At 43.8% G+C, this 14,289-nt stretch carries 13 protein-coding genes; 7 read left to right on the plus strand and 6 right to left on the minus strand.

Annotated elements, in window-relative coordinates:
* Nucleotides 1-62: 62 nt before the first annotated feature.
* From kynU to phhA, 4 genes are read right to left on the minus strand one after another with little or no spacing between them, the layout of a single operon-like run.
* Nucleotides 63-1,298, minus strand: a complete 1,236-nt coding sequence (gene kynU, locus KFF44_RS13020) for a kynureninase (protein ID WP_255934869.1) — start codon at nt 1,296-1,298, stop codon at nt 63-65.
* Entirely contained in the window at nt 1,295-1,933 is a 639-nt protein-coding gene (gene kynB / locus KFF44_RS13025) for an arylformamidase (protein WP_255934871.1), read from the minus strand. Before kynB ends, kynU begins: the two co-directional genes overlap by 4 nt.
* Nucleotides 1,930-2,850, minus strand: coding sequence for a tryptophan 2,3-dioxygenase (locus KFF44_RS13030; RefSeq protein WP_255934872.1), 921 nt, complete (start codon nt 2,848-2,850; stop codon nt 1,930-1,932). Before KFF44_RS13030 ends, kynB begins: the two co-directional genes overlap by 4 nt.
* A gap of 21 nt (nt 2,851-2,871) precedes the next feature.
* A complete protein-coding gene (phhA, locus tag KFF44_RS13035) occupies nt 2,872-3,711 on the minus strand; it encodes a phenylalanine 4-monooxygenase (protein ID WP_255934874.1) in 840 nt (279 codons plus the stop codon).
* A gap of 190 nt (nt 3,712-3,901) precedes the next feature.
* Here phhA and KFF44_RS13040 point away from each other — a divergent pair, with 190 nt between their 5' ends.
* Nucleotides 3,902-4,363 (plus strand): Lrp/AsnC family transcriptional regulator, encoded by a 462-nt coding sequence (locus KFF44_RS13040; RefSeq protein WP_255934875.1) that lies wholly within the window; start codon nt 3,902-3,904, stop codon nt 4,361-4,363.
* A gap of 341 nt (nt 4,364-4,704) precedes the next feature.
* Here KFF44_RS13040 and KFF44_RS13045 read toward each other — a convergent pair whose 3' ends face one another.
* Entirely contained in the window at nt 4,705-5,361 is a 657-nt protein-coding gene (locus KFF44_RS13045) for a TetR/AcrR family transcriptional regulator (protein WP_255934876.1), read from the minus strand.
* A gap of 214 nt (nt 5,362-5,575) precedes the next feature.
* Between KFF44_RS13045 and KFF44_RS13050 the strand changes: the two genes are divergently transcribed.
* From KFF44_RS13050 to KFF44_RS13075, 6 genes are all read left to right on the plus strand, one after another.
* Nucleotides 5,576-7,921: a TonB-dependent receptor gene (locus KFF44_RS13050; RefSeq protein ID WP_255934878.1), complete on the plus strand. Its 2,346-nt coding sequence runs from the start codon at nt 5,576-5,578 to the stop codon at nt 7,919-7,921.
* Nucleotides 7,922-7,940: 19 nt separating this feature from the next.
* Entirely contained in the window at nt 7,941-9,467 is a 1,527-nt protein-coding gene (locus KFF44_RS13055; protein WP_255934879.1) for a class I adenylate-forming enzyme family protein, read from the plus strand.
* Nucleotides 9,460-10,320, plus strand: a complete 861-nt coding sequence (locus KFF44_RS13060) for an alpha/beta fold hydrolase (protein WP_255934881.1) — start codon at nt 9,460-9,462, stop codon at nt 10,318-10,320. Before KFF44_RS13055 ends, KFF44_RS13060 begins: the two co-directional genes overlap by 8 nt.
* Nucleotides 10,321-10,329: 9 nt before the next feature.
* The gene (locus KFF44_RS13065) at nt 10,330-11,604 is read left to right on the plus strand and encodes an MFS transporter (protein ID WP_255934883.1); all 1,275 of its coding nucleotides are present in this window, start codon (nt 10,330-10,332) and stop codon (nt 11,602-11,604) included.
* A complete protein-coding gene (locus KFF44_RS13070; RefSeq protein ID WP_255934885.1) occupies nt 11,604-12,536 on the plus strand; it encodes an alpha/beta fold hydrolase in 933 nt (310 codons plus the stop codon). The genes KFF44_RS13065 and KFF44_RS13070 overlap by 1 nt, the downstream gene beginning before the upstream one ends.
* A gap of 256 nt (nt 12,537-12,792) precedes the next feature.
* A complete protein-coding gene (locus KFF44_RS13075; RefSeq protein ID WP_255934887.1) occupies nt 12,793-13,338 on the plus strand; it encodes a hypothetical protein in 546 nt (181 codons plus the stop codon).
* A gap of 210 nt (nt 13,339-13,548) precedes the next feature.
* Here the strand turns inward: KFF44_RS13075 and KFF44_RS13080 are convergent, their stop codons facing one another.
* The gene (locus KFF44_RS13080; protein WP_255938837.1) at nt 13,549-14,238 is read right to left on the minus strand and encodes a GntR family transcriptional regulator; all 690 of its coding nucleotides are present in this window, start codon (nt 14,236-14,238) and stop codon (nt 13,549-13,551) included.
* Nucleotides 14,239-14,289 lie beyond the last annotated feature (51 nt).

The following is a 14,289-nucleotide window of genomic DNA, read 5'->3' on the forward strand; positions in this document are numbered from 1 at the left end:
TGTACATTTACCCGATGTAAAGTAAGGCATTTTGGCAAACTTGTACATTTAACTATCCACCTTCATGTTACTGCTGCGCGGGTACGATATTCAGGGCGATTCCATTCACGTTCAATGCAGATTGTACGCAGTCGCTGAACCGCTTCGGCAATATCCGAATAGCTAAGATATAGAGGCGTCAACCCAAACCGCATGATGTTGGGTGCACGAAAATCACCAATCACATCCCGGGCTTTCAAAGCTTGCATTATTTCATAGGCATGTGGATGAGCAAATGCTACCTGAGAGCCCCTCTCTCGCTCATCCCTTGGACAAATAAACTCAAAACCAAAATCACCGCACAATTCCTCTACTAAGTTCACAAATAGTTCGGATAGAGCAATCGATTTGGCTCTTACTTCAGCTATGTTGGCCTCAAGCATCAAATCGACACCGCACTCAAGTGCGCTGATACCAAGAACCGGAGGCGTACCACACTGAAAACGGTTAATGTTTGGCGCCGCCTCATAATTCCCGGTGAAATCAAATGGTTTTGCATGGCCAAACCAACCAGAGAGCACTGGTTGTGCAGAATGATGACGTTTGGAGGCAAACAAATAAGCAGGTGCACCCGGACCACCATTCAAGAATTTGTAGCCACAGCCAACTGCAAAGTCAGCACCAGCATCATTTAAGTCCACCTCTATAGCGCCAGTGCTATGACTTAAGTCCCAAACGACCAATGCACCCGCGGCATGTGCTTTTTCAGTTACCTCTTTCAAATTACGGATCTTCGCAGTTTTATAGTGCACTTGTGTAAGCAAAAGAACCGCAACGCTTTCGTCAAGCGCCTCACAAACACTATCAGGTGAGACTTCTTTATATTCAATTTTACCATCAAGAAACATACTCAGCCCTTGCATAATATAATTGTCTGTCGGAAAGTTTGTCGTCTCGGTTAGTATGACGGTTCGATTTGGTTGCAGTGACAAAGCAGCGGTCAGAGCTTTAAATAAATTAATGGATGTACTCTCACCAACTATTACCTCACCCGCGTCTGCTCCGATCAGCTTGGCAATTTTGTCACCAACGCGACTTGGTGAATTGACCCAATCTGCGTTTAGCCAACTCGTTATAAGTCCCTCGCCCCATTCCTCGGTCAATGCTTCTTTCATTCGAGGCAAAACACGCTTGGGGAGCATACCTAAGGAGTTTCCATCAAGATAAACTAGATTTTCCCTTATATGAAATTCGTCCCGGAAATGACGTAATGGATCATTTGCATCAAGGCTCACTATATCTTTGCTTGAGATACTCATGACTTCAACTCCCGCAATATTGCCCGTACTGGACTTGCGTCAGCACCTTCAATCGCTATCGGTAACGCAATTAGTTCATATTGACCCGCAGCAATATTATCGAGTACAAGCCCCTCCAGAATGCGCATATCACCACGAAGAATTTCGCGGTGGGCATCCATCGTCTTTGAGTCCTGTGGGTCCAGTGAAGCCGCATCAGTCCCAACGAGCTTAACTCCAAGCTCTCGAAGTCGCTTGATGACTTCAGGTGAAATTGATTTGAAATTGGCGTCCCACTGTAATTTGGGAAAAATATCATATGTTCGAAACAAAACACGGGTATTGCCATTGACGCAGCTCCAGTCACAGTCTTCTAACTCAATTTGGTCACCGGCATGACGCACATCAACCACAACGCATGGCCCAATATATGGGACCAATTCTACCTGATCGCTAGTTGAGCCCCCCATTGAATAATGAAACGGTGCATCCGCGTGCGTACCAGCATGGAGAGGGAAAGACAGCGCTCCCACATTCACAGGACAATCATCAGAGATTGTGACGTTCCGAGTTAAAACTACATCCGGTTCACCAGGCCACAAAGGTGTTTGCCCCCCCAAACGCTGGGAAATATCCCATATACGAACATTACTCATACCGGACATCCTTCATGACTATCTTCGACGTAATTCCCGCCTTGTTTTGGCGCAGTCATGCGCGTTCGCATCGTCCATAATTCTGGAAAAAACTGTAAATCAAGCGCTTTTACAAGATAGCTCACACCTGACGAACCACCTGTACCAGGTTTGTGACCAATGACTCTTGAAACAGTCTTCATGTGCTTAAACCGCCACTCCTGGAAATAATATTCAAGCGCGGTAACCTTTTCAGCCAGGCTATACAGCGGCCAGTATTTTTCGACATTTGTATAAATATCAAGCCACGCATTTTCGACAGCTTCACATGGCACATAAGGCAATGAGAAATCACGGTTAAGTTTCTTGTCAGGTATATCAAAACCATTGCGGTTTAGTAATCGCAAAAGTTCGTCATAAAGCGAAGGGCTTTTCAAAGCGTCTTCCAGTTGCCCTCTTTTTTCCTCATCATCATTGTGAACTAAAATCAAATCCGCACGCTTAACGCCTAAACAAAACTCCAATTCCCTATACTGATGAGATTGAAACCCTGAAGCTTTGCGTAAATACCCCCGAAAAGTCAGGAAATCAGTAGGTGTAAGTGTAGCCAATACTTCCCATGAATGGATGATATGCCGCAAAATCGTAGAAATACGATCGAGTGTTTTTTCTGCCTGAGGTAATTCATCCGCGTTAATATGGGTAATGGCTATTCTCGCTTCATGGAGAATAAGTTTTATCCAAAGCTCCATTGTTTGATGAATAATGATAAACAGCATTTCGTCTGGTTTATCAGAGACTGGAACTTGACTAGTGAGCAATTGGTTCGTTTGTAAATGGCGGGCATAGCTCAAGCCCTTGTCCCACTGTATGGTCTCACCATCGATCTGTGCCTCAAAAGTCTCCACACCATCCACTAAAGTCGTTTTGATTGTCATTTTGTAAATCTCCTCTAGCGACTATATTATAGGCTTATAGACTTTATCAGACGGATCTGTTCCTCCGATTGGGATAAGAGGCAAATCACAAACTGTTTCATAAACAGCCTTCAGACTGGTCGTCTCCATCTCTTCGAGTAAAGCTTCGAAACTGTCAATTACAAAGTATGTCGGCTGAAAAGTATCGAATGGCCATTCGCTTCTCATGAGGCGCGGCAAATTAAATTCCAGCCTGCATGGTTTATTACTCGTGAGGGCATAAACTGTTTCAGCGTGACTTGACATGAGGCCAGCACCATACGCCCTGAGGTCATCACCTTCACAAATCAATCCAAACTCAACCGTGTGAAGATAAAGCCGACCGAGCCAATCCGCAGTGCCCAATTTTTCTGCCCGCAAACCTGCCCTTCCATATGCTGCCATAAATTCACCAAACGTTGGGTCAATGAACATTGGCATATGCCCATAAACATCATGGAACATATCTGGTTCATTACTATAATCAAAAGACGGTCCTTGGCGTAAAAAATTAGCTACCGGAAAACGCCGTTCTGCCAATAATTTAAAGAATGGCTCATTTGGGATAACACCCGGAACAGCAACCACTTCCCACCCTGTAAGCGAGAGCAACCGTTCGTTCCAAACTTCAAAGTTGGGGACACCTAACTCGTCTAACTGTAACGCTCTAACACCTTCGATGAAAGATGTAGAAGCTAATCCATCCAACGCCTTTGTTTGACGGGCTGCAAAATCGCGCCAGCGACCGTGATCAGTCTCGGAAAACTGCTCCCAATTCTGAGACATAGTCCAGTCTTCCGCAACACCCTCCGGTGGCGTTTCATAAACGTGTAAATCATCCACAACTAAACTCCTGAGGTTTCAAGATTGAATGATAATCAAAAACTGGAAAACCATTGTTCTTAATATTGGATATTTTTTATTTTTTAAAAAAACATTGTAATTTATAATTAAAAATTTCAGCACATTGTGCTTTATAATGAAGAAAAATATTTATTTACGTTTCATGTTAAGTAACATATGGAGCATTACAATGGACGATATTGACTGGAAGATAGTTGCTGCCCTAGAGCAAGATGGGCGTATATCCTTTGCAGAATTAGCTGAACAAGTAGGTCTTTCTAAGTCACCTTGCTGGCAAAGAGTGCAGAGGATGCAAGATAAAGGCATCATTTCAGGTTTTAGCACATTATTTGAACCAACATCATTAGGCCTTGGGGTGCAGTGTTATGTGGCAATAACAATCGGTTTTGACGCCCATAGTGAATTTGAGCAAGCAGTAAGCGATCATGACGCAATTATCGAATGCTTCACTACCGCTGGCTCTAGTGATTATTTTCTAAAAGTTTATGCGAAATCCGTTGCGCACATTGACGACTTACTCAGGTACGAAATTTCAAAACTCCCTGGCGTACAAAGTAGTGAAACAACGATCTGTCTAAAAACAATAAAAAGTAACGGCTCTTTGGTTAACTGTTCGAGGCCTCGCAATTGAAGTTTCAAGCATAAAAGCCAGACATATCAGAAGAACAAAAGCTGCTGCGACTACAAATATCTAACTACTTACGGAAATGCACTTCATTGGAGAACTGCCAAATTATGTACTTGAAGGAAACCAACATTAAGAGAAGACGCTAAGAGAAAGGGTATGTGACGTTCAGTAGATAACTCAGATGGTATTTCATTCTCACGGTCTAAAAACTTAAAAGTCCGTAACTTTAACATACTGCAAAACGACTTTGAAATACCATGGCAAACGATGACTTCAGTGATGAAGTTAAAGCCATAAAATAGTTTTTACCCTTTCGAGAGTAATAGAAAGGATAGAAACAATCACTAAACCTTTTTATACGGCCTCTCCATCGCCTTAAGTCCTTCAACAAAAAATGGTACCATCCGTTTATAAGCAGCCGCCAAATCATCAGACCGACACAAACCACCAGAGAGCCTATCAATCCTGCCTGTTTCAGCAAAACTAAGCACAAGTGCACCTGACAGGAATTGATAACACCAAAACAGATCAGCTTCAGGTAAATCAGGCAAGGTACGATGAAGCGCCCTAATAAAACGTTTTACCAGAGGATCGAAATATTTTGTCATTGCCGTGCCACCCCACTCTGGCGAGTTATTGATATAGGCAACCAAGGCATAATAATTTCGCCAACCTGGTCCTTGAGTTTCTGGACGTATCAATAGCGGATGTAGAAAAGATGACACAATATCCTCAACACTGGGAGGGTTTGGCGCCGCACGTTCTTCGCATTCTTCAAGTTCTTTAAGACGCAAATCATTTAATATTTCCGCCCGCCTAAGAAGCACAGCATCAAACAGGTCTTTTTTGGGGCCGAAATAATAGTTGGCAAGTGCAACATCGACTTCTGCGTCTGTTGCAATCTTGCGTAAGGTTACCCCATCATATCCATGCCGGGAAAACAAAGCTTCCGCAGAATCAAGAATACGTTCCTTGGCTGAACTGTCTCTTTTTTTAACCATGGACTTCCTACCCCGTTAAAGATACGACGATCAAGCTACTGAAAACACAGTATTTTAATCATATCTTCACCGATATTTCAACACTTGTTGAAAATAAACTTGACAATTCAACAGTTGTTGAAGAAATATATTTCAACACTTGTTGAATAAATCATTGCGCGATGAGGTAGAGGGCATTCGTAATGGTATAATTAGGATGACGGGAGGGTTCCTTATGTTCAACCGCATGACTGCGTTAAATAAACTGTTTTTATCAACCGCAATTGCTGGCTCTGCATTTTTCGTATCAAATCCGGCACTAAGCCAGAGCCAAAATATTGATGATGACCAGAATTATGAAGAAATTATCGTTTCTGCACGACGCAGGGACGAGAGCATTCTGGATGTTCCAGTTGCAATATCAGCATTTTCCGGAGACGATCTTGAGCGTATCGCGGTCGAAAACATTGTTGAAATTGCTAAATTCACCCCCAATGTCACGCTTGAGGTAACACGCGGCACAAACACAACTTTGTCGGCCTTCATTCGCGGCGTGGGGCAACAAGACCCGGTAGCAGGTTTTGAAGCAGGCGTTGGCTTGTATATTGATGATATATATCTGAACCGACCACAAGCCGCCGTTGTTGATATTTATGATGTAGAGCGCATCGAGGTGCTACGCGGACCGCAGGGTACCCTTTATGGGCGCAATACCATTGGCGGTGCCATCAAATATGTCACTAAACGGTTGCCAGACGAACTTGAGGTAAAGGTGCGGGGTGCGGTTGGTACATTCGAACAACTGGATCTTGTTGTGACAGCGGGTGGCCCTGTTACCGATACATTAAAAATCGGGGGCTCTTTCGCTACCCTGAACCGAGATGGGTTTGGGGAAAATTTAACCATCGATGGTTTGGATAATTACAATAAATCTGTTCTGGCAGGTCGCCTCTCGCTCGAGTTTGAGCCTAATGATCAATTATTCATTCGATTAGCTGGCGATTATATCGACGACAGTTCTGATCCGCGCCAAGGCCATCGCCTGATCCCGAGCACGTCGGGTGATCCAGTTCTGGATAATGTTTTCGATACAAGAGCTGGTCTGAACAACCCTGAACAAAATGTTGAAGCCTACGGTTTTTCAGGAACCATTGAATATAATATTAATGAAAACTGGACCCTAAAAAACATTTTAGCATACCGTGAAGATAAATCACGCAGCCCGATTGATTTTGATAGCTTGCCTGTTGCAGATATCGACGTTCCGGTTGACTATGAAAATGATCAGTTCTCTGAAGAGTTTCAAATCCTATACGAAAGCGAGGCGATCGCAGGTATTCTTGGGTTTTATTATCTGGATGCAAATGCCTTAAATGCTTTTGATGTAATCCTTGGCACAACTGGCGACCTTATTGGCCTGCCTGGTTTGAATGCTTTCACGCTCAGTGATGTTGACACATCCACATGGGCGATATTCGGTGATGTTTCTTTTGACCTTAGCGAACAATTTCAATTGTCATTAGGCGGCCGCTTTACGAGCGACGAACGAACATCAACGATCTTGCGCCAAACACTGATCGGTGGCTTTTCCGAGCGCTTTGGTGGCACGGCCATTCCGATCGCGACAACATCTGATTTTAATGGAAGCGAGACTTTTGAGCGCTTTACACCACGCGGCTCTATCAGTTGGCGGCCAAATGATAATCATAATGTTTATTTCTCATACTCACGTGGCTTCAAGGGTGGTGGTTTTGACCCGCGCGGTCAATCTACCGCCGCCCCTGATTTTAATGCTGATGGCACTGTGAGCGGGGATGAAATCTTTGAATTCCTTAGCTTTGACCCTGAAGAAGTTGATACATTTGAACTGGGCTGGAAGGCGGCGCTGGCAGATGGTCGGGTAAACATTGCCCTAACCGGTTTTTTATCTAGCTATAAAGACATCCAAATTCCGGGATCTGTCGGCGTCGACACCAACGGTGATGGCATTAATGATACCTTCACCGGGATCACGTCAAATGCAGCGGACGCTGATGTGAATGGTATTGAATTTGAAGGCCAGGCCCTGGTTGCACAAAGCCTTGCTCAAGATGACGACAGCTTAGCATTCAATTGGGCTATTGGTTATCTTGACGCAGAATTTAATGAATTCATTGATGCCTTTGGTGTTGATGTTGCTGATCAGCGCGTTTTCCAAAACACACCTGAATGGACAGTAAGCGGTAACCTTAATTACAGTATGCCGCTTGAGATATCTGGATCAAATGGAACGCTTTCAATCATCAATTCCGTTGCTTTTAGAAGCGCGGCAAGCCAGTTTGAAGTTCCTTCACCGCTTCTTGACCAACCTGCATTTGCCCTTTGGGATGCAAGTATTGTTTGGACCGCTGAAGACAATAACCTGCAAGTTGGCTTGCACGGAAAAAACCTGACCGACAAAGAATATATTGTCGCTGGGTATAATTTTGTCGCGCCTAACGGGAATGGTGGCTTTGTACCGACGTTGGGCACCGAAGGAACGCTTACAGGTTTCTTTGGTAATCCCCTAACCGTAACATTAACTGCCTCATACAAATTCTAAGACAAAGTTAGTGAATGTTATGAGCATGTCGATAAATTTGCCTGAGGTTTTGGCGCTGCATGCCAAGTGGCGCCCCCAGAAAGCAGCATTCTGCGATGACAAACGCCAGGTCACATGGCAAGAGTTCGACCATACGACAAACCGGATTGCACACAGCCTTTTAGAGGCTGGTTGCAATCCAGGTGATAAAATTGCGGTTTTAATGTCAAACAGCATTGAAATGACGCAGATACTATTCGGTATCGCAAAGGCAGGATGCTGCTCTGTCCCCTTAAATATCTCTGTCGACAATCATGCCCTTGCGAACATGATCAAAGATGCGGAAGCGAAAATTATTTATGTGAGCACAGACCACGCTGGTCGCATAAACACTGAAAAGAAAATAGAAATTATTGCTGCTACTGAAACAGGTTTCCCTGACGAATTTATAAACAGTTTACCTGAGAATATAGGACCCCCACCTCATTCCCATGTTGCTGAAAATGCAATGAACATTATTTATTCTTCAGGAACAACCGGATTGCCCAAAGGTATCATTGCAACCTTTGAAGGCCGAAAAAACTGGGCCTATGATCTGGCACTTGAGTATAATTTTCATTCAGAAACAAAGACACTCATTGCAACCGGTTTATACTCAAACATTTCATGGGCAACCATGCTCGCAACACTACTGGTTGGCGGTACGATCATCGTCAGCCCAAACAAATTTGACGCAGATGAAACCGTTCGGCGAATAAGCCACCACAAAATCACTCATACTGCAATGGTTCCGGTTCAGTATCAGCGTATTATGGAAATAAGTGATCATAGAGACTTAGATTTATCTTCGATTGAGTGCGCTATCACCGTTGGCGCCCCGATGCATATCGACTTAAAGAGAAATGTCCACGCAAAACTTTCAGGTAATCTCTATGAAATATATGGATTAACAGAAGGTATTATAACGATCATGCGCGGCAGTGAAATGCCGGACAACTGGACATCTGTTGGACGCCCGCTCCTTGGAAGCGATATCGCAATTTTGGATGATAATGATCAACTTGTTGATAATGGTACTGTTGGTGAGATTATCGGCAACTCCCCTTTCATTATGCCTGGCTATCATGCCCGTCCAGACGCCTCAAAAGACGTATTCTGGTATGACCATGAGGATAGAAAATGGTTAAGGACTGGCGACATTGGATTTATCGACAAAAATGGATACCTCAGTATTGTTGACCGGAAGAAGGATATGATCCTCTCTGGCGGGCAAAATATTTATCCTGCCGATATTGAAGCAGAATTATTAAAGCACCCTTCGATCATAGATGCAGCAGTTGTTGGAATACCGAATAAAAAATGGGGCGAAACGCCGCTCGCGCTGGTGGTCAAAAGCAAAACCTGCCAGCAGCCAACTGACGACATAAAGGCCGTAATCAATGCCTCGCTTGGTCGGCAACAGCGAATATCTTATCTTGAATATATTGACGAGCTTCCAAGAAACCCTAATGGTAAAATCCTGAAACGCGAACTTCGGGAAACCTACCGGGATAAATATTATGAGTGAATACCAAGATGTCTATTACAAATCATCCGATGGATTAACTCTTTACGCCCGGGACTATCCACATAGCAACCCCAAGCATACAATATTGTGCATGCATGGCCTGAGCCGTAATTCAGCGGATTTTGAGGAAATTATCCCATATCTTCACAAACACTCCCGTGTCATAGCAGTTGACCAACGAGGACGGGGAAAATCAGACTATGATCCTAGCCCAGAGAACTATCTGCCAACAACGTATGTGCAGGATATGTTTTCTCTCATTAATTATTTAAGTCTTGATAAGGTAACTCTGCTCGGGACATCAATGGGCGGTTTGATGTCTATGATGATGGCAGCAGCAAACCCCGCACTATTCGAGGGTATTATTATCAATGATATCGGACCTGTTGTTGACCCGAAGGGCCTAAATAGAATTAAGGCCTACGTTGGCAAAACTAAGCCAGCGAAAACATGGGCTGAGGCAGCGGACAGAATTCGCGAGTTGAATGGGCCCTTCTATCCCGATTTCACCGATGATGATTGGGCAAAATTCGCAAAACGCACATATCATGAAGACAGTGATGGCGCGCCAGTTCTTTCGTACGATCCAAATATTTCAAAACCTATTGAGCAATCTGAAGAAGCAGCAGTCTCGCCAGATTTATGGCCACTTTTTGAAGCATGTGCTTCTATACCAATTCTTGTAATTAGAGGTGAATATTCGGATATATTACATCCGGACACGGTGGATGAAATGAAGCGGCGCCATCCAAATTGTATGGGCATCACGATCCCTCGCGTAGGCCACGCTCCAATCCTGAATGAAGACAAAAGCATTGCTGCTATTGCAAACTTTTTAGATGACTTAAAGTAATTCAATATTATGCAAAATCTAACAGATACAGAATCGTCACCAAGTGAAGCACCTTGGTATATTTTAGCAATTCTTATCCTCGTATATACATTTAACTTTATCGACCGTCAGATCATTGGCATTCTTGCCGTTCCCATCAAAGAAGAACTGGCATTAAATGACGGTGAACTGGGGGCGATGGGCGGTATTGCATTTGCCCTTTTTTATACAATCCTGGGCGTTCCAGTAGCGATGCTTGCTGATCGGAAAAGCAGAACCTGGATCATGACCATCGCACTTGGCCTCTGGAGTTTAATGACAGCCCTTTGTGGCCTAGCGCAAAACTTTTGGCAGCTTTTCATGGCACGCCTCGGTGTAGGGGTGGGGGAAGCTGGCGGTGTTGCGCCCGCATATTCCTTAATTGCTGATTTTTACCCGCCAGAAAAACGAGCAAGGGCACTTGCAGTTTATTCGTTTGGAATTCCCATAGGAAGCGCACTTGGGATCGTATTTGGCGGTGTTATTGCGAGCTATATTGATTGGCGCGCTGCTTTTTTCATTGTGGGAATTGCAGGCCTCGTTTTGACGCCCATTTTCCGCTTAACAGTAAAAGAGCCGAAACGTGGCCAATTTGATCCAAAAACAAACATCACCGAACCAGCACCAATTACCGATGTATTTTCTATATTATTGCCAAAACCAAGCTTCTGGTTAATCTCATTTGGAGCCTCATGCTCATCAATGATGGGGTATGGTATATTCTTTTGGTTACCGTCCTTCCTGGTTAGAAGCTACGGCCTAAGCGTTCTGGATGCATCCTTGTTTTACGGCGCGATATTGCTTGTGGGCGGCATCATTGGCATTTGGATCGGGGGTGTATACGGTGACAAATTTGGACAGAATAACAAATCAGCCTATGCAATAGTCCCTGCGATAGCATTTCTCGTTACGATCCCGTTTTATTTCTTCGGTGTATTAACAGACACGCTAACCATTGCTGCTATGTTGCTTATTATCCCGACAGCACTTGGCCTTGTATGGCTTGGCCCTGTAATCTCTGCTGTTCAACATCTTGTTGAACCGGGTATGCGCTCCACAGCTTCGGCAATTTTTCTATTTATCAATAATTTGATTGGTATCGGGCTGGGCACATATTTGATCGGTAAATTATCTGAGTATTTCACAGCAGAATACGGCGACGATTCCCTGCGTTACGCGATCCTTGCGGGTACCGGCTTCTACTTATTCGCTGCTTTGTTTTTCTTCATGGCTGCGCGGTATTTAAAAAAAGACTGGGAGGCCTGATGATGAAACGCTGGAATTCAATAATTCTAACCCTTATGTCGGCGTTATTTTTATCGACTAGTCCTAGCTGGTCAGACAGCAACTCTGAGACCAATCCGTTAGCCAAAAGATACATGCTTGCCAGTGATCAAATCATGGATATTGCCGGCGCAAAGGTACGTATTCGGATTGAAGGACCAGAGAGTGCACAACCAATTATATTACTTCATGGCTTTTCCTTTAGCCTAGAGAGTTGGGATACATGGGCAACTGACCTTAAAAAGAGCTACAGAGTGATCAGGTATGACCTGCTTGGACATGGGCTAACTGGCGCTGATCCCCAAACCCGCTATGCGCCCAATGAGCGTGCCCATTTTCTTGATGACGTAATGCAAGCCTTAGATATCGACAATGCTATTCTTGGCGGCAACTCCCTCGGTGGTCTGGTCGCATGGAAATATGCGCTAAAAAACCCGAATAGTGTCAAAGCATTGATCCTTGTTGCACCCGGCGGATATTCTATTAACGGTGTAACCGATAAAGCCGTTGAAGCCCCCGCTGCTGTTAAAGCATACTTTCGAAACCCATCGGAGATTGGCGTTCAATATTCATTGTCACGATTATATGCAAACCCGTCACTTGTTACCCCTGAACGGATAAAACAGGCGAAGGATATGCTGACACTTAATTCCAATGGCGAGGAGCTAATTAAGTCAATCGCGGAATTCACCCTTCCAGACCCAACGGATGATTTAAGCAATATAAACACCCCAACGCTAATATTATGGGGCGCAAAGGATATGATCATTCCAAATGATCACGGCGAACGTTTTGAAAATGCCCTGATGAACTCCAAGCTAATAGAATATGATAATGCAGGTCATATTCTTCATGAAGAAATCCCTGAAACCTCTATAGCTGACGTACTCGATTTTCTTAATACATGCTATTAACGAACACCGACACGCAGGGTGTTGTCAAAGCAAAACGATGTTGATCAGGGGTCGCCACTGCCATACCCTGAAAGGATGATCAAACATCCATTTCGTTATATGGCGTAAACGGCTCCTTCGGAAACAATACACAGGCAAGATTATTCAACTCACAGGGCGGCATCAACTTGCAGAATTCTCTGTATGAAAATCATCACTTCCAGTGTAATTTGAGACTGGTTAGCATTAGTCTGACAGCGTCGTCATGAGGAATAAAATGAAAATATCTATGCACCTAAACTCACGTAAGGACCCATATGATTGCATACCTTATTCGTTTTTTGATAGACACGGAAGTGACGATGCTACGTTAGAATCAATTGTAGAAGAGTTATGCTATCATCGCGAAGGCTTTATAGTCATGGAATTTAACGATGTTTGTTTACTCAAGCTAGACCTAGAGTGGAATTTGAAAGATTTAGGATACGAGTTGCCTGAGGCTATAGAATATTTGACAGTAAAAAAGGTAGATGCTGGTACGTTTGATATCTGGTTTCCGGAGCAAGGGGAAGATTTTCATCTAACCATGACGAAGATCGAAGAAAAAGTAAAGTTTGACCTTATAAAAGGTTCTGATTGTCGTGCTGATGTAGCTAATATGGTTTGCTTTCCATTGGAAGTACCAACAGATGAAGTATTGAAGGCATTTCTGATATTAGTGAACGGATTACTACAAGAAGCTATCGCTTGCCTGCCGAACGGGCCTAATAAGGTATTGTCAAACAAGCTACTAATATCGAAGGAACTGGAATACATTCATTGAAAGGTATCGCTTAATACCGAGGTAATGAATGAGGGAATTGTATGACTAGAACCTGTTTTGACCAACGTAAATGTGTAGGTTGTGTTGTCTGAGCAAATAGGCCCTGAACTAATTGATTGAGACATAACTGAGCTCTGCTTCGAGCTAACACCCCCCAAAATAATGGAAGCGGCGGCCGCTACTATCACAAAACTCCCTATATTAGCGTGCCTATATCTCATCTGTTTCTGTAACAATCTGGTAACGATCTCCAGAATGAGACAAGCGTGCGTATGTAAGTGGTACTTTGTTAAAACTGGTCTGCCGATCAATTATGAATACCGGATCATGAGCTTTAACCCTAAGATGTTTCATATCATTACCGGATGCACAATCCGCACGTAATATCGTTCGCACGGATGAATAAGGCGCCTTTGCAATAAGCCATTCGTTCGGGCTGATTGATTTAAAATCAAAAGTCTCTGCCTCTGGAATCGCATCAATACTGATTATGCGGTCTTCAAGTTGGTAAGGACGCCCATCATTCAAGTGAAGACAGAGAATATGCCGAAGCATAACATCACCAAAAATGCCTTTTTCATCAATCTCGGGCCCACATATTCGGGCCGACAAAAGCTTGTATCCATAATGATGACCTGCATTTTCAATTTCATGCCGTACAATCGGAATAGTTAGCGTTGAAGTATGTGATTTACGATCAACAACGCGCGTTCCGGCACGGCGCTTGCGTTCAATAAGCCCAGCGTCAACTAAACTCGATAATGCCCTTCTCACAGTTCCACGGGCAACTTCAAATTCAACAGCCAATTGTTCTTCTTGTGGCAAAACGTAACCCGCAGGCCATGTTTGATCGTTAATACGGCGCAAGATTTCGCTACGAATAGTTTCATAAGGATGCATAGCCACACTATTTCTGATTTCGAAAGCATTAGCAATATAGATTGACTCATT

Source organism: Kordiimonas sp. SCSIO 12610, assembly GCF_024398015.1.
Lineage (GTDB): Bacteria > Pseudomonadota > Alphaproteobacteria > Sphingomonadales > Kordiimonadaceae > CANLMI01.

Coding starts and splice junctions, on each gene's coding strand:
- KFF44_RS13050 (WP_255934878.1), top strand. CDS start 5,576: ATGTTCAACCGCATGACTGCGTTAAATAAACTGTTTTTATCAACCGCA.
- KFF44_RS13080 (WP_255938837.1), bottom strand. CDS start 14,238: ATGCATCCTTATGAAACTATTCGTAGCGAAATCTTGCGCCGTATTAAC.
- KFF44_RS13040 (WP_255934875.1), top strand. CDS start 3,902: ATGGACGATATTGACTGGAAGATAGTTGCTGCCCTAGAGCAAGATGGG.
- KFF44_RS13055 (WP_255934879.1), top strand. CDS start 7,941: ATGAGCATGTCGATAAATTTGCCTGAGGTTTTGGCGCTGCATGCCAAG.
- KFF44_RS13030 (WP_255934872.1), bottom strand. CDS start 2,850: ATGACAATCAAAACGACTTTAGTGGATGGTGTGGAGACTTTTGAGGCA.
- KFF44_RS13070 (WP_255934885.1), top strand. CDS start 11,604: ATGATGAAACGCTGGAATTCAATAATTCTAACCCTTATGTCGGCGTTA.
- kynU (WP_255934869.1), bottom strand. CDS start 1,298: ATGAGTATCTCAAGCAAAGATATAGTGAGCCTTGATGCAAATGATCCA.
- KFF44_RS13045 (WP_255934876.1), bottom strand. CDS start 5,361: ATGGTTAAAAAAAGAGACAGTTCAGCCAAGGAACGTATTCTTGATTCT.
- kynB (WP_255934871.1), bottom strand. CDS start 1,933: ATGAGTAATGTTCGTATATGGGATATTTCCCAGCGTTTGGGGGGGCAA.
- KFF44_RS13065 (WP_255934883.1), top strand. CDS start 10,330: ATGCAAAATCTAACAGATACAGAATCGTCACCAAGTGAAGCACCTTGG.
- KFF44_RS13060 (WP_255934881.1), top strand. CDS start 9,460: ATGAGTGAATACCAAGATGTCTATTACAAATCATCCGATGGATTAACT.
- KFF44_RS13075 (WP_255934887.1), top strand. CDS start 12,793: ATGAAAATATCTATGCACCTAAACTCACGTAAGGACCCATATGATTGC.